Origin of the sequence: Curtobacterium sp. NPDC087082 (assembly GCF_044745045.1) — a bacterium.
In the GTDB taxonomy this organism is placed as follows: domain Bacteria; phylum Actinomycetota; class Actinomycetes; order Actinomycetales; family Microbacteriaceae; genus Curtobacterium.
Genome location: NZ_JBIUZN010000003.1, coordinates 444,880 through 467,284, shown reverse-complemented (window position 1 = coordinate 467,284; position 22,405 = coordinate 444,880). Strand labels below are relative to the sequence as shown.

Annotated in this window: 19 protein-coding genes; 8 read left to right on the top strand and 11 right to left on the bottom strand. The window is 72.2% G+C overall.

The window, feature by feature from the left end:
- The first annotated feature begins 33 nt into the window (after nt 1-33).
- Entirely contained in the window at nt 34-1,128 is a 1,095-nt protein-coding gene (gene purM, locus ACIPEP_RS11275; protein ID WP_402717309.1) for a phosphoribosylformylglycinamidine cyclo-ligase, read from the top strand.
- Between the two features lie 412 nt (nt 1,129-1,540).
- Here the strand turns inward: purM and ACIPEP_RS11270 are convergent, their stop codons facing one another.
- Entirely contained in the window at nt 1,541-1,762 is a 222-nt protein-coding gene (locus ACIPEP_RS11270; RefSeq protein ID WP_070417000.1) for a DUF3073 domain-containing protein, read from the bottom strand.
- 158 nt (nt 1,763-1,920) lie between these two features.
- Between ACIPEP_RS11270 and ACIPEP_RS11265 the strand changes: the two genes are divergently transcribed.
- Nucleotides 1,921-3,084, top strand: coding sequence for an NAD(P)-binding domain-containing protein (locus tag ACIPEP_RS11265; RefSeq protein WP_402717308.1), 1,164 nt, complete (start codon nt 1,921-1,923; stop codon nt 3,082-3,084).
- Nucleotides 3,085-3,188: 104 nt separating this feature from the next.
- On the opposite strand, the gene ACIPEP_RS11260 is transcribed toward ACIPEP_RS11265, so the two are convergent.
- From ACIPEP_RS11260 to ACIPEP_RS11245, 4 genes are all read right to left on the bottom strand, one after another.
- On the bottom strand, nt 3,189-3,629 hold the full coding sequence (locus tag ACIPEP_RS11260; protein WP_092384570.1) for a DoxX family protein: 441 nt from the start codon (nt 3,627-3,629) through the stop codon (nt 3,189-3,191).
- A gap of 110 nt (nt 3,630-3,739) precedes the next feature.
- Entirely contained in the window at nt 3,740-4,003 is a 264-nt protein-coding gene (locus ACIPEP_RS11255) for a DUF3072 domain-containing protein (protein ID WP_070416997.1), read from the bottom strand.
- Nucleotides 4,004-4,081: 78 nt separating this feature from the next.
- Nucleotides 4,082-4,819, bottom strand: a complete 738-nt coding sequence (locus ACIPEP_RS11250; RefSeq protein ID WP_070416996.1) for a hypothetical protein — start codon at nt 4,817-4,819, stop codon at nt 4,082-4,084.
- Nucleotides 4,820-4,830: 11 nt separating this feature from the next.
- Nucleotides 4,831-7,044, bottom strand: a complete 2,214-nt coding sequence (locus ACIPEP_RS11245; RefSeq protein WP_071294480.1) for an APC family permease — start codon at nt 7,042-7,044, stop codon at nt 4,831-4,833.
- A 130-nt stretch (nt 7,045-7,174) separates the two neighbouring features.
- Between ACIPEP_RS11245 and ACIPEP_RS11240 the strand changes: the two genes are divergently transcribed.
- A complete protein-coding gene (locus ACIPEP_RS11240) occupies nt 7,175-7,963 on the top strand; it encodes a MerR family transcriptional regulator (RefSeq protein ID WP_092384564.1) in 789 nt (262 codons plus the stop codon).
- Nucleotides 7,964-8,032: 69 nt separating this feature from the next.
- Here ACIPEP_RS11240 and ACIPEP_RS11235 read toward each other — a convergent pair whose 3' ends face one another.
- The 3 genes from ACIPEP_RS11235 to ACIPEP_RS11225 all read right to left on the bottom strand — a co-directional run bounded on the left by ACIPEP_RS11235 (nt 8,033) and on the right by ACIPEP_RS11225 (nt 10,249).
- Complete coding sequence (locus ACIPEP_RS11235) at nt 8,033-8,614, bottom strand: PadR family transcriptional regulator (protein WP_071294482.1); 582 nt, start codon at nt 8,612-8,614, stop codon at nt 8,033-8,035.
- Complete coding sequence (locus ACIPEP_RS11230; protein WP_402717307.1) at nt 8,611-9,507, bottom strand: DUF4097 family beta strand repeat-containing protein; 897 nt, start codon at nt 9,505-9,507, stop codon at nt 8,611-8,613. Before ACIPEP_RS11230 ends, ACIPEP_RS11235 begins: the two co-directional genes overlap by 4 nt.
- Nucleotides 9,508-9,583: 76 nt before the next feature.
- A complete protein-coding gene (locus ACIPEP_RS11225) occupies nt 9,584-10,249 on the bottom strand; it encodes a YitT family protein (protein ID WP_092384558.1) in 666 nt (221 codons plus the stop codon).
- A 60-nt stretch (nt 10,250-10,309) separates the two neighbouring features.
- On the opposite strand from ACIPEP_RS11225, the gene ACIPEP_RS11220 reads away from it, so the two are divergent.
- The 3 genes from ACIPEP_RS11220 (at nt 10,310) to ACIPEP_RS11210 (ending at nt 16,007) form a co-directional block, all read left to right on the top strand.
- A complete protein-coding gene (locus ACIPEP_RS11220) occupies nt 10,310-11,761 on the top strand; it encodes a PLP-dependent aminotransferase family protein (protein WP_402717306.1) in 1,452 nt (483 codons plus the stop codon).
- 106 nt (nt 11,762-11,867) lie between these two features.
- The gene (locus ACIPEP_RS11215) at nt 11,868-12,533 is read left to right on the top strand and encodes a DUF6518 family protein (RefSeq protein ID WP_402717305.1); all 666 of its coding nucleotides are present in this window, start codon (nt 11,868-11,870) and stop codon (nt 12,531-12,533) included.
- Between the two features lie 33 nt (nt 12,534-12,566).
- Nucleotides 12,567-16,007, top strand: a complete 3,441-nt coding sequence (locus ACIPEP_RS11210) for an efflux RND transporter permease subunit (RefSeq protein WP_402717304.1) — start codon at nt 12,567-12,569, stop codon at nt 16,005-16,007.
- On the opposite strand, the gene ACIPEP_RS11205 is transcribed toward ACIPEP_RS11210, so the two are convergent.
- Together ACIPEP_RS11205 and ACIPEP_RS11200 are read right to left on the bottom strand one after the other, a co-directional pair.
- Complete coding sequence (locus tag ACIPEP_RS11205) at nt 16,004-16,315, bottom strand: hypothetical protein (protein ID WP_402717303.1); 312 nt, start codon at nt 16,313-16,315, stop codon at nt 16,004-16,006. The two genes, ACIPEP_RS11210 and ACIPEP_RS11205, sit on opposite strands and share 4 nt — an antisense overlap.
- 230 nt (nt 16,316-16,545) lie before the next feature.
- Entirely contained in the window at nt 16,546-17,709 is a 1,164-nt protein-coding gene (locus ACIPEP_RS11200; protein WP_402717302.1) for an alpha/beta hydrolase, read from the bottom strand.
- Nucleotides 17,710-17,838: 129 nt separating this feature from the next.
- On the opposite strand from ACIPEP_RS11200, the gene ACIPEP_RS11195 reads away from it, so the two are divergent.
- The gene (locus ACIPEP_RS11195) at nt 17,839-18,693 is read left to right on the top strand and encodes a PPK2 family polyphosphate kinase (RefSeq protein ID WP_402717301.1); all 855 of its coding nucleotides are present in this window, start codon (nt 17,839-17,841) and stop codon (nt 18,691-18,693) included.
- A gap of 66 nt (nt 18,694-18,759) precedes the next feature.
- Here ACIPEP_RS11195 and ACIPEP_RS11190 read toward each other — a convergent pair whose 3' ends face one another.
- Nucleotides 18,760-19,926 (bottom strand): mannosyltransferase family protein, encoded by a 1,167-nt coding sequence (locus tag ACIPEP_RS11190; protein ID WP_402717300.1) that lies wholly within the window; start codon nt 19,924-19,926, stop codon nt 18,760-18,762.
- 250 nt (nt 19,927-20,176) lie between these two features.
- On the opposite strand from ACIPEP_RS11190, the gene ACIPEP_RS11185 reads away from it, so the two are divergent.
- Nucleotides 20,177-22,267 carry a DEAD/DEAH box helicase gene (locus ACIPEP_RS11185; protein ID WP_402717299.1) on the top strand — a complete coding sequence of 697 codons (2,091 nt, stop codon included), beginning with the start codon at nt 20,177-20,179 and terminating at the stop codon, nt 22,265-22,267.
- Nucleotides 22,268-22,405: the final 138 nt, after the last annotated feature.

The window sequence follows — 22,405 nt, the reverse complement described above, 5'->3', positions numbered from 1 at the left end:
ACAAGTCTGCCATGTCACCGCGAAGGACTCAGCATGCCCAACCCGTACGCCGAAGCCGGAGTGGACACCGCCGCCGGTGACCTGGCCGTCGAACTCATGAAGTCCGCAGTCGCGGCCACCCACACCCCGTCGGTCATGGGCGGCGTCGGTGGCTTCGCCGGGCTCTACGACGTCTCGTTCCTGAAGGACTTCTCACGGCCGCTGCTCGCGACCTCCACCGACGGCGTCGGGACGAAGGTCGCCATCGCGCAGGCGATCGACAAGCACGACACGATCGGGCAGGACCTGGTCGGCATGGTCGTCGACGACATCGTCGTGGTCGGCGCGAAGCCGCTCTTCATGACGGACTACATCGCCTGCGGCCGGGTCGTCCCCGGGCGCATCGCGGACATCGTCGCCGGCATCGCCCGCGGCTGCTCGGAGACCGGCACCGCGCTGGTCGGGGGCGAGACGGCGGAGCACCCCGGGCTGCTCGGACCGGACGACTACGACGTGGCCGGTGCCGCGGTCGGCGCGGTCGAGGCCGGGTCGCAGCTCGGCGCGCACCTCGTGCAGGACGGCGACGTCGTCGTGGCGATCGAGTCCTCCGGGCTGCACTCCAACGGGTACTCGCTCGTGCGGCACATCCTGTCGTCGCGCGGCGTCGGGTACACCGACTCGTTGCCGGAGCTCGGCGGCCTCGTCGGGGAAGCCCTGCTCGAGCCGACGCGCCTCTACACGACGCCGCTGCTGTCGCTCATCGAGCAGCACCCGGGCGCCGTGCACTCGCTGTCGCACGTCACGGGTGGTGGCATCGCGGCGAACCTGGCGCGCGTGCTGCCCGTCGGGTCCTGGGTCGAGGTCGATCGCTCCACGTGGGAGCCGCTCCCCGTCTTCCGTGTGCTCGCGTCGATGGCGGGCACCCCCATCGAGGACACCGAGGGCACCTGGAACCTCGGCATCGGCATGTTCGCGGTCGTGTCGGCCGCTGCGGCGTCGGACGTCGTCGCGTCGCTCGGGGCCGCCGGGCTGCCGTCGTGGGCGGTCGGGACGATCTCGACCTCGGCGCGTGACCTCGACGGGTTCGAGCAGGGCGCGAAGGGCGTCGACGGCGGCGCGGTGCGGCTCGTGGGGGCGTACGCGGGCTGAGCGCCAGCGCGCGGCCGCGCGCGCGGGGCCGCACGGGCCGCGGGCTTGAGGTCGCACGAACTGCCGTCCGGACTCCTTCCGGGCGGCAGTTCGTGCGACCGGGGCGGAACGGGCGCGGCAGGTCGTGCGACCTCGGGTTGGACGTTCGTTGCGTGCGGGGGTCGTTGCGGGCGCGCGTGTGCGACATCGTCGCTGTCGTACGACGTCGGACTCGTCGTTCGTTGCGCGCGCGGGCCGTTGCGGGCGCGCGTGTGCGACATCGTCGCTGTCGTACGACGTCGACGATGTCGTTCCGAGTCCGCGGGGCCCCGGTCGACGTCAGACGCGGGCGGCACTGGGCGGCACCGGGCGGCACGCACGACGAAACGCCGCGCTGCCCCGGAGGGTGCGCGGCGTCGTCATCGAGCCTGGGTCAGGCGGACTTGTTCTGGTCCTGCTGCGGTTCGAACTCGTCGTCTTCTTCGAGCTGGTCATCACCGTATTGGTCTGCCCAGCGGTCGACGTAGGAGTTCTCGTCCGAGTGTTGCCCGGCGGAGAGCTCTCGTTCGAGCGCACCGTAGTTCGTCTCCGGGCTGAAGTACTTCAGTTCCCGGGCGACCTTGGTGTGCTTCGCCTTCTGACGGCCGCGCCCCATGCGTGACCCCCTCGTGATCGGCTCTGGTCCGGTCCTGGCGGGAGAGGAGTCACCCGGGGAACCGAACGGTTTCGTGGTTTGAAATCTGCCGATCACTCTACCATGTACCCCGATCTGGACGTCGCCGCGACGGCCCCGCCCACAGCAGAATCGAAGTGATGACAGACGACGCGCAGGCCCCGGCCGACCAGCACGCCCGGGTCGTGGTGATCGGGGCGGGTCAGGCCGGCCTCTCGGTGGGATACCACCTCCGCCGGCTCGGCCTGACGCCGGGGAGCGATCTGGTGCTGCTCGACCGGGCGCCGAGCACGGGTGGAGCCTGGCAGTTCCGGTGGGAGGCCCTCCGCCTCGGAGCCGCGCACCGCGTGCACGACCTGCCCGGGATGAACGCGATGGGGCTCCGGTTCGACGACGCCGACCGATCGCGACCGGCGCGGGACGTCGTCGGCGAGTACTACCGGCGCTTCGAGCAGCGCTACGACCTGCGGGTCCGTCGTCCGGTCTCGGTGTCGTCCGTGTCGCGCATCGGGGACAGCCCCGGAGCGTCCGGAGGCCTGTGCGTCACCGTCCGGACCGCCGACGGGCGCACGAGCAGGATCGGCGCCGAGGTCGTCGTGAACGCCTCCGGGACGTGGGGCACGCCGTTCGTCCCGTGGTACCCGGGTCGCGATGCCTTCGGCGGTCGGCAGCTGGACACGACGGAGTACCGGAGTGCGGCGGAGTTCGCCGGTCAGGACGTGGTGGTCGTCGGCGGTGGCACGAGCGCGATCGGGTTCCTGCTCGAGCTCGACGGCGTCGCCGCGCGGACCCGGTGGTTCACCCGGCGGCCGGTGGTGTGGTCGGAGTCGGCGGCGCTCGACCTCGAGTCCGCGGTGGCGGCGGTCGACGAGCAGGACCGGGCCGCCCGGGCGGGGGAGACCCTGCCGAGCATCGTCTCCGGCACCGGTGTCCCCGTGTCGCGCCGGATCCGTGCCGGACTCGAGCGGGGTGTGCTGCAGGACTCGCCGATGTTCACCCGGCTCGACGCGACCGGCGTCGTCACGGCCGAGGGTGAGCACGTGCACGCCGACGCCGTGATCTGGGCGACCGGGTTCCGTGCGGACCTGCAGCATCTCGCGCCGTTGCACCTGCGGACCGCGGCCGGGGGCATCGTGGTCGAGGACGGTCGGTCGGTGGACCAGCCGCGGTTGTTCCTCGCGGGGTACGGGCCGCAGGCGTCGACCATCGGGGCGAACCGTGCCGGTCGGCGGATCGCCCGGCAGGTGATGGACGTGCTCGCGGGTGACGATGCGGGATCGGCACCGGCGGTCGGGTCCGACTGACCTCGCACGGTGCGACCTCGCCGACGCACCGTGCGAGGTTCCGCGCCCGGTGCGGGGCGCAGGCCGTCCCACGGAGCGCGGAACCTCGCACACTGGCGCGGGCGTCAGGCGGGCAGGGGCTCCTCGACGCCACGACGCCGGCGCGAGGCCAGCAGGAACACGGCGTCGAGCGAGAACCGCCCCGGCCCGGTCAGCGCCACCGCGAGGGACGCCACCGCGAGCACGAGGACGTACTCGAACCCGCCGTCCTGCGAGTAGAACCCCGCGGACGCGTGCGCGAGCAGGCCTGCCACGACCATGTCGACCGCGAGCAGCACGCCGACGATCCGGGTCGCGACGCCGAGCACGAGGAAGACCCCGCCGACGAGTTCGAGCCCGGCGACGAGGGGCGCCGCGACCTCGGCGAGGGGGACGCCCATGCCGGAGAAGCCCTGGGACACGGAGCCGATCCCCTGCGCGAACTTCTGGGCGCCGTGGGCGATGAACACCACGCCGAGGACGATGCGGAGCGCGGTCAGGCCGATGGAGGTCGATGTCGTTCGCATGCCGTCGAAGCTAACCGGTGACGCGTCATCATCCACCCCCCGTCCGGGGGACTTCCCGGACATCACCAGAACATGCCCAGGCCCGGGTCCGCAGAAGCGCGGACCCGCGTTCAGGAATCGGCGCCGCGTCCGGTCTGCTGCTGCAGGCGGTCGATGTGCTCCGAGGCCTCGGCCTTGGTGAGGTCGGCCGGGAGTTCCTCGCCGGCCTCGCGGGCGAGGGTGTCGAGGTAGCTGCGCTGCGGCCCGGTCATGGGCTCGTCACCGGTGACCCACTGCTCGGGGTCCTTGCTGGCGTCGGTGCTGGGGTCGGGGCGGGCTCCGCCGAGGGTCTCGGGCTGGTCGGTGCGGTCGTCGATCGGGTCTGCGTCACTCATGGCGTGGACGCTACGCCGCACCCCCGACCGGAACGCCCACCGTGGCGTCCCCCGGACACACGGCACCCACGCCCGCGGTCAGTCCGCGACCGCGGTGTACCGCACCAGGTCCGGGCCGACCGAGCTCACCGCGATCGGGACCGACCGGTCCTCGCGGCGGATCCAGATCGTCGCGGCACGCTCGTCGATCCGCTCGACCTCGTGCAGGGTTCCGTCGATCAGGACGGCAGCGCGGACCAGGACGTGCCCGGTGCCCGAGCGCGGCGGCAGCCCCACGACGTCGTCGCCGAAGGCCGGGTACCGACCGGGCGACAGGAACGGCGACACCGGGGTGGTCACGATCTCGAGGCCCTCGTCGACCGCGCGCACCGCCACGAGCCGCACCGCCTGGTCGGTGGGGAGCGGCACGTCGACGACCGGGGCGTCCGCGGAACCCGCCAGTGCGCGGAAGGCGGGCCGACCGTCGGGGGCGAGCCGCGCCTCCAGGCCGTCGATCCGGACCCGACCGCGACCGCGTGAATCCGCGTACGTGCCGGGCTCGATGCCGGACCGACGCGCCTCGATGCGGGAGACCACCACGCGGTCCGGGCGGTACCAGTCGCGGAGCGTTGCCGGGTCGACCCAGCCGATGCGGTGCGTCGAGTCGTCGGCCGCCCGTTCGTCGAGCGCGCCGAGGGGGTGCGGGCCGCGGACGGCGACGAGTCCCTCGTGCGGGCCGCCGGGCGTCGGCTCGTGGTCGAGCACCTCGACGCGCTTCGAGACCTTGCCGCCGTGCCCGTCGAACGTGGCGAACGTGCGCAGGTCGGAGATCGTCATGACGACAGATGCTACGACGAGCGACCGTCGCCGCGTGGAGGCGACGGGACGAGGACGTGCATCTCACCGGTGCACTGGGTCGGGTCGACGCCCTCGGCGGGACCGGCCGGACGGGTCGCGCGGCGCGGCTGCAGGCTGTTCCGCTGGGCCGACCGGAGCAGACGGTCGTCCTCGGCGTCGTGCTGGACGACGCCGTGCGGGGAGCGGCGGAGTGCGGGGCGGATCGGCTCGCCGCGGCGCTCCTGCCCGGGGAGCGGGCGGGAACGCCGGCCGTACAGGAGCTCGGAGGAGTCGAGCAGCCAGGGCACGAGCGCGACGGTCACGCCGTGCACGAGCAGCAGCTTCTTCCGGATGCGACGACCGCGGTGGTTGTGGAGGAAGGTCTCCCACCAGTGCCCGACGATGAAGACCGGCGTGTAGACGGTCACGACCTCGGAGCCGTGCTCCATCCGGTGTGCCTTGATGTACTTGATGAGCGGCATCGAGATGTCGCGGTAGGGGCTCGGCACGATGGTCAGGGGGACCTCGATGCCGTACTCCTCCCACTGCGCCCGGAGCCGGGCCGCATCGGCGTCGTCGATCGCGACGTGCAGGGCCTCGAAGCTCGCGTGCTTCGCGGCGATCGCGTAGTCGAGTGCCTTGAGCACGGGCTTCTGCAGCTTGTTCACCAGGACGATCGCGTGGTCGCCGGTCGCACCGAACCGGGTCTCCTCGTCGGCCTCGATCTCGTGCGAGACGTCGCGGTAGTACCGGTTCACGCCGAGCATGAGCACGAACAGGATCGGCATGATCAGGAACACGAGCCAGGCGCCGTGCGTGAACTTCGTGATCGTGACGATGACGAGGACGACGAACGTGAAGGTCGCGCCGGTGGCGTTGATGGCGCGCGAGCGCATGACCTGCCCGCGGTTGACCGGACCGTCCGCGGTCCCCGCCCGGTCCGCCCGCAGCAGCCGCGTCCAGTGCACGATCATCCCGGTCTGCCCGAGCGTGAACGACACGAACACACCGATGATGTAGAGCTGGATGAGGCTCGTGACGTTCGCCCGGTACACGATCAGCAGCGCCGCCGCGACGAGGGCGAGCACGATCACGCCGTTCGAGTAGATGAGCCGGTCGCCGCGGGTCGACAGGGCCTTCGGGGCGTACGAGTCGCGCGCGAGGATCGACCCGAGCAGCGGGAAGCCGTTGAACGCCGTGTTGGCGGCGAGCAGCAGCACCGCCGCGGTGGTCGCCTGGATCACGAAGAAGAGGACCGTGTTGTCGCCGAACGTCGCGGCCGCGATCTGCGCGATCAGGGAACGCTGCGGCGTCGTGGCGCACTGCGCGAAGCCCTGCAGGTCGCACGCGCTCTCGGCGTAGTGCACGCGGGAGATGAGGGCGAGCGTGATGAGGCCGACGAACAGCACGATCGCGATCGACCCCATGAACACGAGGGTCATCTGCGCGTTCTTGATCTTCGGGCGGCGGAACGCCTGCACGCCGTTCGCGATCGCCTCGACACCGGTCAGCGCCGAGCAGCCGGATGCGAACGCGCGGAGGAGCAGCAGGATGAACGCGGCCTGCGTCGTGTGCTCGACGTTCTGCACGGTGTAGGCGGCGGACTCCGCGACCGGGGCGTTGCCGGCCGCGGCCCGGACGAGCCCGACGACGACCATCACGAAGACGCTCGCCACGAAGAGGTAGGTCGGCACGGCGAAGGCCTTGCTCGACTCGCGGACACCCCGGAGGTTCGCGGCGGCGAGGAGCACGACGAACACCAGGGCCAGTTCGACCCGGAACTCGTTGAGGAACGGGAGCGCGGAGATGATGTTGTCCACGCCCGACGCGACCGAGACCGCCACGGTCATGACGTAGTCGACGAGCAGTGCGGAGGCCACGACGAGCCCCGCCTTCTCGCCGAGGTTCCGGTGTGCCACCTCGTAGTCGCCACCGCCGGACGGGTACGCCTTGATGAGCTGTCGGTAGGACGCGACGACCACGACGAGCAGCAGCACGACGAGGGCGGCGACCCACGGGGCGAACGTCAGGAACGCCATCCCGCCGAGCAGCAGGATCATGAGGAGTTCCTGCGGCGCGTACGCCACGGAGGACAGCGGGTCACTCGCGAAGATCGGCAGTGCCAGGTGCTTCGGGAGGAGCTGTCCCTCGAGCTTCTCGGAGGGGAGGGGATCCCCGATCAGTCGCGCTTTCAACGACCGGATCTCGTTCGTCACGAGCGGCAAACCTACTCATTTCCGGGCGCGAGTCAACACGGCCGACCCCGGTGGTATTCCCCGTCCGTGCCGGTTCGGGTCGGGCGCACCCCGGAAACCCCTTGCGGTTGACGCTGCGTCAACCTCTACCGTGGCCTGCATGAGGGATTCGACAGACACGGCAGCCGCAGCTGCGAAAGCACCGCACGGCATCGCCGACGTGGCGCGTTCCGCCGGTGTGTCGAGCCGCACGCTCCGGCACTACGACGCGATCGGCCTGCTGCCCGCGACCGCGGTCGGCGAGGGCGGGCTCCGACGCTACGACGACCGCGCGCTGGTCCGGCTGCAACGGATCCTCCTGCTGCGCGGGCTCGGACTCGGGCTGGCCGACGTCGGCCGGGTCCTCGACGGCGAGCAGGACGACGTCACGGCCCTCACGGCGCACGTCGCGTGGCTCGAACGCGAGCGCGACCGGCTCGCGCGGCAGCTCGCGGCCGTGCGCACCACCATCACGAGGATCGAGGAAGGACAGGACATGAACGCCACCGACACGTTCGACGGGTTCGACCAGACCCGCTTCCGGCAGGAGGTCGAGGAGCGCTGGGGGCCCGCGGCCTGGGACCGAGGCGCACGCTGGTGGGAGTCGAAGGACCCCGCCGCGAAGGAGGCCTTCCAGGCGGAACAGCGGGCGATCGCGCAGGACGCCGCAGCGCTCGCCGCGTCGGGCGCGGGTCCGGCGTCGGAGGCCGGCACGGCACTCGCGCGGCGTCAGTTCGCCTGGCTCGCCGAGGCGACGCCCCCGGCCGAGCTCACCGCCGACCGGTTCCGCACGCTCGGTGACATGTACGTGCAGGACGAACGGTTCACGCACGCCTACGAGTGGGCGGGCGCGGGTGCCGCCCGCGCCCTGCGGGACGCGATGCACGCCCTGGCCGACCGCGGTCTGTGAGGGACGACCCGCGCCTCCTGGTGGACTGCCTGGAGGCGCGGGTCGTCACCGTCTGTCGGCCGCCGGTCGTCAGAGGGACTTGCGCAGCGCCTCCAGGCCGTCGCGCAGACGCGTGACCGTGTCCGCACCGAGCGTGCCGCGGGTCGCCCGACGGCGGAGGTCCGCGCGGACCTGCTGCCGGAACGACGACAGGACCATCTCGACCTCGCGCAGGGCGCGGGCGCCCTCGGACGGGACGTCCACGGGCTCGTCTGCGGTCCGGCCCCGCGGTGCCTGCGCGCTCGCCGCGAGGTCGGCGCGGAGGGACCGCATCGCCTCGCCCACCGAGGCGCGGACGCCGTCGGCCAGGGACTTCACCGAGTCGTTGACGCCGTTCTCGACCGCGGCGATCTCGTCGGCACGGGCGTCGAGCTCGGCACGGCCTGCGTCGGTGATCGCGTAGACGGTCTTCCGGCCGTCCGCGGACTTCGTGACGAGCCCCTCTTCCTCGAGCTTGGCGAGCCGCGGGTACACGGTGCCGGCGCTCGGGACGTAGGTGCCGCCGAAGCGGTCGCCGAGGGCCTGGATGACCTCGTACCCGTGCATCGGGTGGTCCGCCAGCAGCACGAGCAGGTAGAGGCGCAGGTGGCCGTGCGCGAAGACGGGGCTCATTCGGGCACCTCGCCGTCGTTCACCGGGGCCGCGGGCGTGGTCGGTGCAGCCGGCGCGGTCGGTGTCGTCGGTTCCGTCGGCGCCGTCGGCTCCGCGACGGGTGGGGCGTGCAGCACCGCGATGTCGCCGGACACCGAGTTCACCTTGAGGTCGAGCCAATGCCCGGACAGCTCGCCGCCCTGCTTGACGTAGGACCCCCGCACGCCGCGGATCTCCGAGTCGTCGAACTGCAGCTTGCCCGAGGCGGTGCTGACGGTGCACTGGTAGGGCACGCCGTCCTCGAGTCGGACGCTCACCGCACCGGACACCGTGTTGATGCGGGCCTGGTCGGGGGTGCCGTGCAGGTCGAGCACCACGTCGGCGTTCACCCCGTCGGCCGAGAACCGCGGGATCGCCCCGGTCGCCACGACGTCGCCGGAGACGGTGTGCACCGTCAGGGCGCCGTCGAGCTCGCGGATGGTCGTCGTGCCGGACACCGCGTTCACGGTGACGTCACCCGCGACGTCGTCGACGACGAGGTCGCCGGACACCGTGTTGAGCGTGGCGCCGCGGTTCGTGCCGGACAGCAGGGCCCCGGCCGAGACGACGCCGAGGGTGACGATGGAGTCGCGGGGCACGAGGACGCTGACGTCGGCGTGGGCCTTGCCGCGGAACGACTTCAGGAAGCCGATCGGGTCGTCCCACCGGACCTGCGGGTGGTCGATCGTGAGCGTGTCGCCGTCGAGCTCGATCTTCATCGGCTTGCCGGACACGCTGTGCACCTCGACGCGGGCGGTCGGCTCGTCGTGCGCGACGACGTCCACCTGTCCTCCGGCGAGGCCCACGCGCAAGCGGCGGACGATCCCGGTGTCGATCACCTTCGGCTCCTCGACGAGCCACTTCTCCTGGGCCATGTTGCCTCCTCGAACTCGCGATGTATCGCGTCTGTGGCAGACACGTTATATCGCGACCTGGACGCACGCAAGGGCTCTAGGCGACCTCCGAGGCGGCGGCGACCCGCGCCTCCTGGACCGGTGTGGCGGCACGCGTCCGTTCCGGGCTCCACGGGAACCGACGGAAGACCGGCATGAGCGGCTGCACCATCGGACCGATCGCGAACGCCGCGACCACGGTGCCGGCTCCGACGTCGCCGCCGAGGAACCAGCCGACGATCACGACCGAGACCTCGATGACGGTCCGCGCCACCCACACCGGCCAGCCGAGGCGCTCGTGCAGGCCGACCATCAGGCCGTCACGAGCGCCCGTGCCGAAGCCGGCGCCGATGTAGAACGCGGTGGCGACCGCCAGGAGCACCAGCCCGGCGACGAACAGGAGGACCCGGCCGACGAGTTCCGACGGCGTCGGGACGAGCCAGAGCACGAGGTCGGCGCTCGGTCCGATCGCCAGGGCGTTGAGCAGCGTCCCGATGCCCGGCTTCTGGCGGAGCGGGATCCAGAACAGCAGGATGACGCCGCTCGACACCACGGTGATGACGCCGAAGGACCACGGCACCACGTTCTCGAGGCCCTCGGTGAGGACCGTCCACGACGAGACCCCGACGACCGCACGCACCTGCAGTGCCGTCGAGGCGCCGTAGAGGAACAGGCCCACGAAGAGCTGGACGAAGCGGAGCGTGAGGGCGGTGGAGCGGGGCATGGCTCGATCGTCGTGGAGATTGGACTGCGGGTCGAGAGCCAATTCCGCTACCGTGGATCCATGACCCCGGTCCTGCTCAGTGCCCGATCCGCAGCGCTCCTCCTCACCGACTGGCGCGCCGGTACCGACGCCCCCGCGTACGAGGCGCTGTCCGACGCGCTGCGCGTGCTCGTCATCGACGGCCGGATCCCGCAGGGCGTGCGGCTGCCGGCCGAGCGGGGGCTCGCCACCGCGCTGGGCGTCTCGCGCACCACCGTCGCGAACGCGTACTCGAGGCTCCGGTCCGACGGCTTCGTGGTGTCGCTCCGGGGGTCCGGCAGCGTGGTCCGGCTCCCGGCCGGGCTGATCGGCCGACCGGACCCGGAACGGCTCGGCGGCGTCGTCGACGACGACCTGCTCGACCTCCGCAAGGCCGCACTGCACGCGGCTCCCGGGATCGCCGAGGCGGTCGAGCGCGCGGTGCGGCACGTGCCCGCGGCGCTCGCCGGCATCGGGTACGACACCGTCGGGGACCCCGGGCTGCGCGCGGCGGTCGCCGAGCGGTACACCGAACGCGGCCTGCCCACCGACCCGTCCCAGGTCGTCGTGACGATCGGGGCGCAGCACGCGATCGCCCTGCTCGCCCGGGTGCTCGTCCGCCGGGGCGACGCCGTCCTCGTCGAGTCCCCGACCTACCCGCACGCGCACGAGGCCTTCCGCGAGGTCGGCGGTCGACTCGTCGGCGTGCCCGTCGACGCGCGGACCGGGTGGGACGCCACGGCGCTCGAGACCACGATGCGCCGCACGGCGCCGGCGGTCGCGTACGTCATGCCCGAGCTGCACAACCCGACCGGAGCGACGATGTCCGCGTCCACCCGGGAGCTCCTGCTGTCCGTCGCTGCGTCGACCGGGACGACGGTCATCGCGGACGAGACCATGGGCGAGCTGCGGATCGAGGGCTCGCCGTCCCTGCCACTGGCAGCGGCCGACCCGTCCGGGGCATCGGTCGTGATGATCGGGTCGGCCGACAAGGTGTTCTGGGGCGGCCTGCGGATCGGTTGGATCCGAGCCGCACCGGCGCTCCTGCAGCGGCTGCTCCTCGCCCGGCCGACGGGCGACCTCGGCACGCCCGTGCTCGACCAGTTGGTCGCGCGGGAGCTCGTCCCGCGGACGGCGGCGGTCCTGGAGGCGCGGCGCGAGTACCTGCGCCAAGGTCGCGACGACGTCGTGGGTGCGTTGCGCGCGCGGCTCCCGGAGTGGGACGTGCCGTCGCCGGCGGGCGGGTTGACGACGTGGGTCGGGCTCGGGCGCCCGGTGTCGAGCGCGCTGGTGCTCGCCGCACGCGCCGAGGGCGTCGTGCTCGCGTCCGGCGGGGTCTTCGGGCCCGACGGTGGGTTCGAGCGGTTCCTGCGGGTGCCGTTCACGATGTCCCCGGCCGACCGGGTGCGGCTCGTCGACGTGCTCGAACGGTCGTGGGCGCGGATCGGTGGTGACGCCGCCGGCGTGCGGGGGTCGCTCGCCGCGGTGGTGTGACGCGCCCTCCTCGCTCGGCAGTGTCATCCTCCGGGGTGACGCTCCTCGTGCGATCTGGCTCTGCGGAGTGATGCGTGCGACGCCCGGCCACCGGGATCCTGGTCCCATGGAGACGACCATGCACGCCGGCCTGACGGCCCGTCCGGCGCCCGCTCCGACCCACGCGGTGCCCGCCGCCGCTCGGGTCTCGATGGCGCTCACGGGGGCACTGCTCGCCGGGGTGCTGACCTCGTTCGGGCAGGCGGTGCCCGGACTCTCCTCCGTCGCGAACTCCGCCGGACCCTGGTTCGTCGTCGCGGCTGCGCTGTGCCTGCTCGCCGGTGTGCGGTCGGGGCGCTGGGCGTCGCCGGCCGCGATGGTGCTCGGCGTCGTGCTCCTCGAGCTCATGCACGTGGGGTACTGGGCGACGACGAACCTGCGCGGCTACCCGGACGTCCTGTCGATCACGAACTTCTGGGTCCTGATGGGCATCCCCGCCGGGGTGCTCGCGGGTGCGGTCGCGGTGGCACTCCGGTCACGGGACGTCGGGTGGCGCGGGGCAGCGCTCGGGGCGACCGCCGCCGTGCTGGTCGGCGAGGGCGTCCGGGCCCTGCTGCAGGTGGCGGACACCACTGGGCCGGTGACCTGGGTGGTCGAGATCGTCGTCGGTCTGGCGGTCCTCGTCGTGGCGGTCGTGACGGCACGGACCCCGCTCGGCCGGATCGTGGCGCTCGCGACCGGCGTGCTCGGGACCGTGGGCGTGCTCGGCGCGTACCTGCTCCTCGGCGGCTGAGCGCGTCGAGGGACGCCCTGCAAGGATCAGGGTGTGCACCTCCTCTCGGTCTTCAGCCTCCGCAACCGGGCGCTCATCGCGCTCGTCACCGTCGTCGTCGCGGTGTTCGGCGGCATCGCGCTGACGAGCCTCAAGCAGGAGCTCATCCCCAGCGTCCAGTTCCCGCAGGTCGCCATCGTCAGCGCGTACCCCGGTGCCACGCCCGAGGTCGTGTCGAACGACGTGTCGACGAAGATCGAGCAGGCGATTCAGGTCGTGCCGAACCTCGAGTCGACCACCGCGACGTCGTCGACCGGGCAGAGTGTCGTCTCGGCGTCGTTCGACTACGGATCGAACCTCGCCAGCGCCGAGGACAAGATCCAGACCGCGGTGAACGCCCTGTCGCTCCCGGACACCGTGCAGACGCAGATCGTCACCGGCTCCTTCGACGACCTGCCCGTGCTGCAGCTCGCCGTCACGGGGAAGGGCGACCAGGAACAGCTGGTCGACCGGCTGAACGCCACGGCGATCCCCGACATCGAGAAGCTCGACGGCGTCCGGCAGGCCGACGTCTTCGGCAACCCGGGGCGCCGCGTCGTGATCACCCCGGACACCGACGAGCTGGCGTCGCGGGGCCTGAGCACCCAGTCCATCGCGGACGCACTCGACGACAACGGGACGCTCGTCCCCGGTGGCACGATCACCCAGGACGGCGCGACGCTGTCGGTGCAGACGGGGGAGCGGATCGCCTCGATCAAGGACATCGAGGGGCTGCCGTTGACCGCCGCGTCGAGCGGCGGGTCGTCGTCCGGGGCAGGATCCTCCGGCAGCTCCTCGTCCGGCGGTGCGGCGGATGCCGGGGCAGGCGCGACCGGCGGGGTGGGCTCGACCGGGGCCGTGGACGCGACCAGTGGGACGGCGGCTGGCGGTGCGGCGGGGGCGGGCAGCGCCTCCAGTGCGACCGCCGGTGGATCGACCGCCGGGACCGCCGCGACGACGCCGACCACCATCGGCGACGTGGCGAAGGTCGCGATCGAGGAGTCGCCGCGCACCTCGATCAGCCGCGTGAACGGCGAGACGGCACTGACCATCGCGATCACCAAGACGCAGGAAGCGAACACCGTCGACGTCTCGAAGACGGTCCGCGACGCCCTCCCCGGCATCGAGGCGAAGGTCGCCGGCGACCCCCGGTTCACCGTCGTGTTCGACCAGGCGCCCTACATCCAGCAGTCCATCGAATCCCTCGCCGAAGAGGGACTCCTCGGCCTCGGGTTCGCCGTCGTCGTGATCCTGCTGTTCCTGCTGTCGGTGCGGTCGACGATCGTCACCGCGATCTCGATCCCGACCTCGGTGCTCCTCGCCGCGATCGGCATGCGGGCGACCGGGTACACGCTGAACGTCATCACGCTCGCCGCGCTCACCATCGCGATCGGACGCGTGGTGGACGACTCGATCGTGGTCATCGAGAACATCAAGCGGCACCTGCAACCCGGAGTGGACCGGACCCGAGCGGTGCTCGACGCCGTCCGCGAGGTGGCCGGTGCGGTCACCGCATCGACCCTCACCACCGTCGCCGTCTTCCTGCCGGTCGCGTTCGTCGCGGAGCTCGTCGGCGAGCTGTTCCGGCCGTTCGCCCTGACCGTCACGATGGCGCTCGTGGCGTCGCTGCTGGTGTCGCTGACGATCGTCCCGGTGCTCGCGTACTGGTTCCTCCGGACGCCCGCCGCCGGTGGCACCGTCGCTGGTGGCGCTGCTGCTGCTGACGGTGCTGCCGGTGGCGCTGCTGCCGACGGGTCCGCTGCGACCACCGCGCTGTCGTCCGCCGAGGACCTGCACGACGCCGGCACGTCCGACCGGCTCCGGCGCGGGTACCAGCCCGTGCTCCGCTGGGCCATCGGTCGACCGGCGCTCGTGGTGGTCCTGGCGGTGCTCGTGCTCGGCGGCACCGCGGCCGCCGTGCCGTTCGTCAAGACGAACTACCTCGGCGACTCGGGGCAGAACACCTTCACGGTCACGCAGGACCTCGAGCCGGGGACGAGCCTCGACGAGCAGTCCGACGCGGCGAAGGAGGTGGAGCGCGTGCTCCGCGGTGTCCAGGGTGTGCAGACCGTGCAGACCACCATCGGGACGAGCGGGCAGTCGATCCAGGCGGCCTTCGGGGGCGGGGCGTCGGCCTCCGTGCAGTACAACGTCACGACGGACGCCGGCGACGACCAGACCACCATCCAGTCCACCGCGCGCGACCGCATCGACCGGATCGACGGCGTCGGCGAGGTCAGCCTCTCGTCGGCCGGTGGCGGCTTCGGCGGTTCGAGCGACATCGAGGTCGACGTCACCGCGCCGACCCAGGCAGAGCTCCGGACCGCGGCGGCGTCGGTGCTGCGCGAGATGCGGAAGGTCGACGGCACGACCGGCGCGACGAGCAACCTGTCGGCGTCCGAGCCGTACCTCGCCGTCCGGGTCGACCGGCAGGCGGCCGCCGAGCGCGGGCTGACCGAGACGCAGGTCGGCGGGATCGTCGCCGCGGCGGTCTCGCCCCGCGACACCGGCACGATCGAGATCGACGCCGCGACGCTCGACGTGTACATCGCCGACCCCGAGCCCCCGACGACCGTCGCAGCGCTGCGGTCGCTGTCCATCCCCACCTCGACCGGGTCGGTGCCGCTGTCCGACCTGGCGACCGTCGAGCAGTCCGAGGGGCCGACGTCCATCACGACGTCGAACGCCGTCCGGACGGCCACGATCACGGTGACCCCGGACTCGACGAACCTCGGTGCCGCCGTGCAGAACGTGACCGCGGCCGTCGACGCGCTCGACCTGCCGCGTGGCGCATCCGCCGAGATCGGCGGTGTCGCCTCGAGCCAGTCGTCGGCGTTCAGCCAGCTCCTGTTGGCCATGCTCGTCGCGGTCCTGATCGTCTACGTGATCATGGTCGCGACGTTCCGGAGCCTGCGGCAGCCGCTGCTGCTCCTCGTGTCGGTGCCGTTCGCGGTCACCGGTGCGCTGCTCCTGCAGATCGTGACGGGGATCCCGCTCGGTGTGGCGTCGCTGATCGGCCTGCTCATGCTCGTGGGCATCGTGGTGACGAACGCGATCGTCCTCATCGACCTCGTCAACCAGTACCGGCGCCGGGGGCTCCGCGTGCACGATGCCCTGATCGAGGGTGCGACCAGACGACTCCGGCCGATCCTGATGACCGCCCTGGCGACGATCTTCGCGCTGCTCCCGATGGCCGTCGGGTTGACCGGCCGGTCCGGGTTCATCTCGCAGCCGCTCGCGCTCGTGGTCATCGGCGGGCTGGTGTCGTCGACGCTGCTCACCCTCGTGGTGCTGCCGTCGCTGTACGCCCTCGTCGAGGGGCTCTTCGAGCGGCGGGCCGATCGGCGGGCGGCGCGCGAGGCCACTGCGCGTGAGGCCACTGCGGGGGATGCCGCGGCGCGCGAGGCCACTGCGGGGGATGCCGCGGCGCGGGATGCCGCGGCGGGGGAGGACTAGCGGCGGTACTCCGCGTCGATCGCCGAGATCGGGTCGACGACGGAGGCAGCCGGCGCCACCACGGGTGCCTCCTCGCGCTCGACGGCACGGAACCACGACACGAGGACGCACGTCAGCGTCACGAGGAACACCACGCCGGCGCCCTGCGACAGCACGGTCATCCGTCCGGTCACGGCCGCGTACCCGCCGAAGGCGACCGCGGCGGTGAACGACAGACCGAGCAGGAGCTCGGCGAACGTCTGCAGCGAGGAGTGGCGCTCCCAACGGGAGGCAGTCGCGTGTGCAGGGCGCATCGAGGTGTCGGTCACCCCCGAAGTCTGCGGTGCGCGGGTGCCGAGCGGCAGTCCCGACTCCGGGTGCCACCCGGCCGGGGCACGCGGCGGCCGGTGCCGGTGCCGGTGCCGGTGCCGGTGCCGGTTCCAGGGCCCGAGTCTCGGCCCCGCGGACACTTTCGCGTCCGCACCGCCCGAGGAACGTCCGCCGAACCGAGACTCGGGGCCGCGGCGGCCACCAGCCACGCGCGGCCCGCGGTGGCGCCTCAGTCCAGGTGCTCCCGCAGGAAGGTCGCCACGCGCTTGCTCATCGCCTCGTCGAGCTGCGCGATGGAGTGCGCCGACCCCTCGACCGCGACGAACGTCACCGGCACGTCATGTCGCCGGAGCGTCGCCGCGAACTCCTGCGACTCCCACAGCGGGATGAACTCGTCGGTGGAGTGGCCGATGAAGAACGGCGCCGTGTCCGAGGTCACGTGGTACTCCGGCGACGCCCGGGTCGCGGCCGGACAGTCCGAGTAGGTCCGGCAGCCGAGGTACAGCAACTGCTTCCGCTGGAACGCGGCGGAGACGCCGTCGGCCTCGGTCGAGCGGGTCGTCAGGTTCGTGGGGCCGCTCAGGTCGACGACGGCCCGGATCCGGTCGCCCTCGGCGTAGGCGGTCGAGTCGTGGTCCGTCACGGCGAGCATGGCCGCGAGGTTCCCCCCGGCGCTGCCCCCGAACACCCCGACCCGCTTGCTGTCGACGTCGTAGGTGGACAGCGTCGTCGGACGGAACACCCAGTCGAGTGCCCGTCGGACGTCGTCCAGCCCGGCCGGGAACGGGTCCGTCGGGGCGAGCCGGTAGTCGACGTTGAAGGTGACGAAGCCCTCGGAGGCCAGGTACTTGCACACCGATCGGTACGCGGCGGTGGCCTTGTCGCCGTGGGACCAGCTCCCGCCGTGGATCATCAGGACGGCGGGACGCGTGCCGCTGGCCGCCTCGGCAACGGCAGCGTCGCCGGTGTCGGCACCGGCAGCGTCGCCGTCGCCGGCACCGGTCCCGTCGTCGGCTGCCCCGGCCCCCGCAGCGGCGACGCCGGCCCCGGAAGTCCCGGCACCACTCGTACTCCCGTCCCCGGCCGTGTCGGCCCCGACCTCGTCCGCCGTCGCGGAAGCCGTCCCGCCCGGCGTCGGCGTCGGGGTCCTCGTGGTGTCCGGTGCACTGTCCGCCGGCAGGCACACGTCGAGCCGCTGCAGCGCGTCCGACCCGTACGGCACGTCGGCGACGACGTCGATGCCGTGGTACCGGAGCGACAGCGGGTAGATCACGGGTCCGGCGGTCACCGTGCGGTTCTCGTCACCGACCGGGTCCGTGCTGCACGACGCGACCGCGCCGAGCGCCACGACCGCGGCGACGAGCGCGAGCAGCGTGCGACGGCCTGACCTCATCGGATCAACGGTAACCCGGTCCCCGCACGCCGTCGTCCACCCACGGGAGGAACCGACCCGCCCCGAGGACCACCGCCGGACGAACCCGTCCGGCGGTGCCAGGATGGTGACGACCCCGCAGGAGGACCCGTGAGCCGTCGCAAGGCCTGGAACGCCGACCCCGAACCACTGCTCCGCGTCGAGGAGGGGTTCCGCCTCGACCGGGTCGACCCCGACGGCACCCCGGGCTTCCCGGGGCGGAAGATCGACGGGCTCGAGGCGCTCGCCGCCGGGGCCTCCCGACTGTCCGCGCTGCAGGAGCGACTCTGGGCCGCCTCGACCTCCGGTGACCAGCGCCGCGTGCTCCTCGTGCTCCAGGCGATGGACACTGCGGGCAAGGGCGGGATCGTCTCGCACGTCGTCGGCGCGGTGGACCCGAACGGCGTGCACTACGCCGGGTTCAAGGCGCCGAACGCCGAGGAACGCGAGCACGACTTCCTCTGGCGCATCGAGCGACAGCTCCCGGGCGCCGGCCAGCTCGGCGTCTTCGACCGCTCCCACTACGAGGACGTCCTCATCCAGAAGGTCCGCGCGTTCGCCCCGCCGGAGGAGATCGAGCGCCGCTACGGAGCCATCGTCGACTTCGAGGACGAGCTCGCCGCGTCGGGTACGAGCCTCGTCAAGGTCATGCTCCACATCTCGAAGGACGAGCAGCGCGAACGACTCGGTGAGCGCCTCGACCGACCCGACAAGCACTGGAAGTTCAACCCCGGCGACATCGACGAGCGCCTGCTCTGGGACGACTACCAGGACGCGTACCAGACGGTGTTCGACCGCACCTCGACCGCGACGAACCCCTGGTACGTCATCCCGGCGAACCGCAAGTGGTACGCCCGGCTCGCCGTGCAGCAGCTCCTGCTCCGCACACTCGAGGACATGCAGCTCACCTGGCCCGCAGCGGACTTCGACGTGGCCGAGCAGCGGCAGCGGCTCGCCGAGTCCTGACCCGCGAACGGTCCAGGAGGCACGGATCGCCCCCGCCTCAGCGTCCCCGTACGCCGCGTGGCGGCATCAGGGATTGAGCTTGAGGAAGAGGACCCAGACGGCGAGCACCTGCGAGACGACGCAGCATGCCAGGACGAACCAGCGTCGTGCCTGTGACCGATGGAGTGCGGGAACGCCGAGCAGGGGCGCGGCCGGCATGAGCAACCGGAACAGGCTCTGCTGCGGGAGGAACGTCGCGAACAGGTAGAGCAGGTACGACGCGGTTCCGAGCAGGGGAACGCTGCCGATGCGCCGGACGGAGCGCGAGGCCAACCAGACGCCGGCGATCGCCACGGCGACGGACAGGGCGACCACACCGAGGACCCCGCCGAGGCGGTCGGCCTGCAGGAACCACGGAGCGAGCGGCATGAAGTGCTCGACGTCGAAGTGCAGACGCCACCACGCGAGTTCCGTCTGCAGGTACGCGTCGGGCACACCGGTGGCGATGGACGCCACGACCGGCCAAGCGAGCCCCGCTGCGGCAGTGACCAGGCCGGTGACGACGATGGCGATGCGTTCACGCATCGGCACGGGGTCCCGTCGGACGAGGCGGATGATGCCGTGGACCGCCAGCGCGAGCGGGATCGCGACGGCACCGGGTCGGGTGAACGCGAGCACGACGACGATCGGCAGGATGACCCAGTACCGCTGCCGTTGCATCGCGATGAGGGCGGCGAAGCCGAGCAGCAGGCCGAGCGACTCGGCGTAGGCCAGCTGCAGCACGAAGGCCATCGGTCCGAACGCGAAGAACGTGGTCGACCACAGGGCCGTCGTCCGCCCGACGTGGGGACGCAGGAGCGTCATCAGTGCGACGGAAGCGCCCGCACCGAACACGGTCGCGAGGAGCACTGCGACCACCGCTGGGTCGCCGCCGACGAAGGTCAGGAGCTTGATGAGGATCGGGAAGACCGGGAGGAACGCCCACGTGTTCCGGAGCACGTCACCGTCCTCGTTCGTGGGGAGTGTGGACGGGTAGCCCCGTTCGGCGATCCCGAGGAAGTACTGCCCGTCCCATCCCGTGGAGCGTTCGAAGAAGCCGCGTGGCGCGGACGGGTCGGCGAAGCCGGTCGGAGTCATCAGGGCGAAGCCGACCGCGAGGGTGATCGACGTGACGAGCCGAGCGGCGACGAAGATCCCCAGGGCGGCCAGCCAGTCGGGAACCTTCTCGGCACGAGAACGGGCAGCAGGCAGCATGCATCTACAATATGAAATATCAACAGTCTCGTCAAGCCGAACTGGCCAGCGACGGTCCGATCGCGTAGACTCACTCGGTCGGCCTTCGACGCCGTGACATTGCGATCACGGAGTTTTCGTTTGGGTGTGTGTTGCTCGAGGGCTGGATTCACGTCGATCCGCGACGGGAAGAACCCCTTCTCCGCACGCAAGCCCCCGCCGATGTCGCTGCCGGGCGCTGCGGTACGTTGCGCACCCCGAGAAAGTAGCCATGGCCCCGTACAACAAGGGCGGCGCGGACAACCGCGCCTCCGACCGTGTCCGTCACCCGAACGGCACCCCCGCCGCTCGCAGCAGCAAGCACCGCGGTTTCCGCGCCGCCGACCCGTCCGCTCCGCGGCAGAAGCAGCGCTGGGACGCCGAGGAGCGTCGCGGCCGCGCGGCGCAGGGCGAGCGACCGAGCCGTCCGAACTGGGAGCCGCGCGACGGTGGCCAGGGCCGCCCGCAGCGTGATGACCGTGGTGGCCGTCGCTTCGACCGCGACGACCGCGCCCCGCGCCGGTTCGACCGCGACGACCGTGCGCCCCGTCGTGACAACAACGACGACCGTCCGCGTCGGAACTTCGACCGTGACGACCGCGCGCCGCGTCGCTTCGATCGTGACGACCGTGCCCCGCGTCGCTTCGACCGCGACGACCGCGCTCCCCGTCGTGACGACGACCGCGCCCCGCGCCGGTTCGACCGTGACGACCGTGCGCCCCGCCGGTTCGACCGCGACGACCGCGCCCCCCGTCGCTTCGACCGTGACGACCGTGCGCCCCGTCGTGACGACGACCGCGCCCCGCGCCGGTTCGACCGTGACGACCGTGCCCCCCGTCGCTTCGACCGCGACGATCGTGCGCCCCGCCGTAACGACGACCGCGCCCCGCGCCGGTTCGACCGCGACGACCGCGCTCCCCGCCGGTTCGACCGCGACGACCGCGCTCCCCGCCGTGACGCCGACGACCGCCCCCGCCGGAACTTCGACCGCGACGACCGCGCCCCGCGCCACTTCGACCGCGACGACCGCGCCCCGCGCCGCTTCGACCGCGACGACACCGAGCGCAAGCCCTTCGTCCCCGCCGACGACGTCAAGCTCGAGAAGCTCCAGGCCGAGGCGACCCTCGCGGCCGACGTCGAGGGCGTGACCTTCGCCGACCTCGGCATCGGCGGCAACATCTCCCGTGCCCTGGCCGAACTCGGCGCCACGAGCCCGTTCCCGATCCAGGCAGCGACGATCCCCGACGTGATCGCGGGCAAGGACGTGCTCGGCCGTGGCCGCACGGGCTCCGGCAAGACGATTGCCTTCGGCGCCCCGCTCGTCGAGAAGCTCATGGAGAACGGCGGCGGCACGAAGCGCAAGATGGGCCGCGCCCCGCGTGCGCTCATCCTCGCGCCGACTCGTGAGCTCGCCCTGCAGATCGACCGCACCGTGCAGCCGATCGCCCGCTCGGTGGGCCTCTTCACGACGCAGATCTACGGCGGTGTCCCGTACGGCCGCCAGGTCGGTGCGCTCGAGCGCGGTGTCGACATCATCGTCGGCACCCCGGGCCGCGTGCAGGACCTCATGAACAAGGGGACGCTCGACCTCAGCGAGGTCGTCATCTCCGTGCTCGACGAGGCCGACCACATGTGCGACCTCGGGTTCCTCGAGCCGGTGCAGGAGATCCTCTCCGCCACGGCCGAGGTCACCCCAGAGGGCAACCGCGCCCAGAAGCTCCTGTTCAGCGCGACGCTCGACGCCCAGGTCGCGTCCCTCGTCGAGCAGTTCCTGCACGAGCCGTCCGTCCACGAGGTCGCCGGTGAGGACCAGGCCTCGTCGACGATCGACCACCGCGTGCTCGTGGTCGAGCAGCGCCAGAAGGACCAGCTCCTCGAGGAGCTCGTCGCCGGCGCCGGCAAGACCATCGTGTTCGCTCGCACCCGCGCCTACGCCGAGCGGCTCGCCGACCAGTTCGAGGACGCCGGCATCCGCGCGACCTCGCTCCACGGCGACCTGAACCAGTCGCGCCGGCAGCGCAACCTGCAGCTCCTCACGAGCGGCCGCGTGAACGTGCTCGTCGCGACCGACGTCGCCGCCCGTGGCATCCACGTGGACGACGTGTCGCTCGTCGTGCAGGCCGACGCGCCCGACGACTACAAGGCGTACATGCACCGCTCGGGCCGCACGGGTCGTGCCGGCAAGGAGGGCACCGTCGTCACGATCGTCCCGCGCAGCCGTCGCCGCAAGATCGAGGGCATCCTCGAGCACGCGGAGATCGAGGCGGACCTCGTCGACGCCGCCCCCGGTGACGGGATCGTCGCGGAGCTCGCCGCGCGGTAGTCGCGAGCCGACGCAGGACGGGAGGCGGGGGGGCCCCGGGGCCCCCCCCCCCCCCCCCCGCCCCGGGGGGGGGGCCCCCGGCGGGGGCGGGGGGGGGGGGGGGCCCCCCGGCGGCCGGGGGGGGCCCCGCCGCGCCCC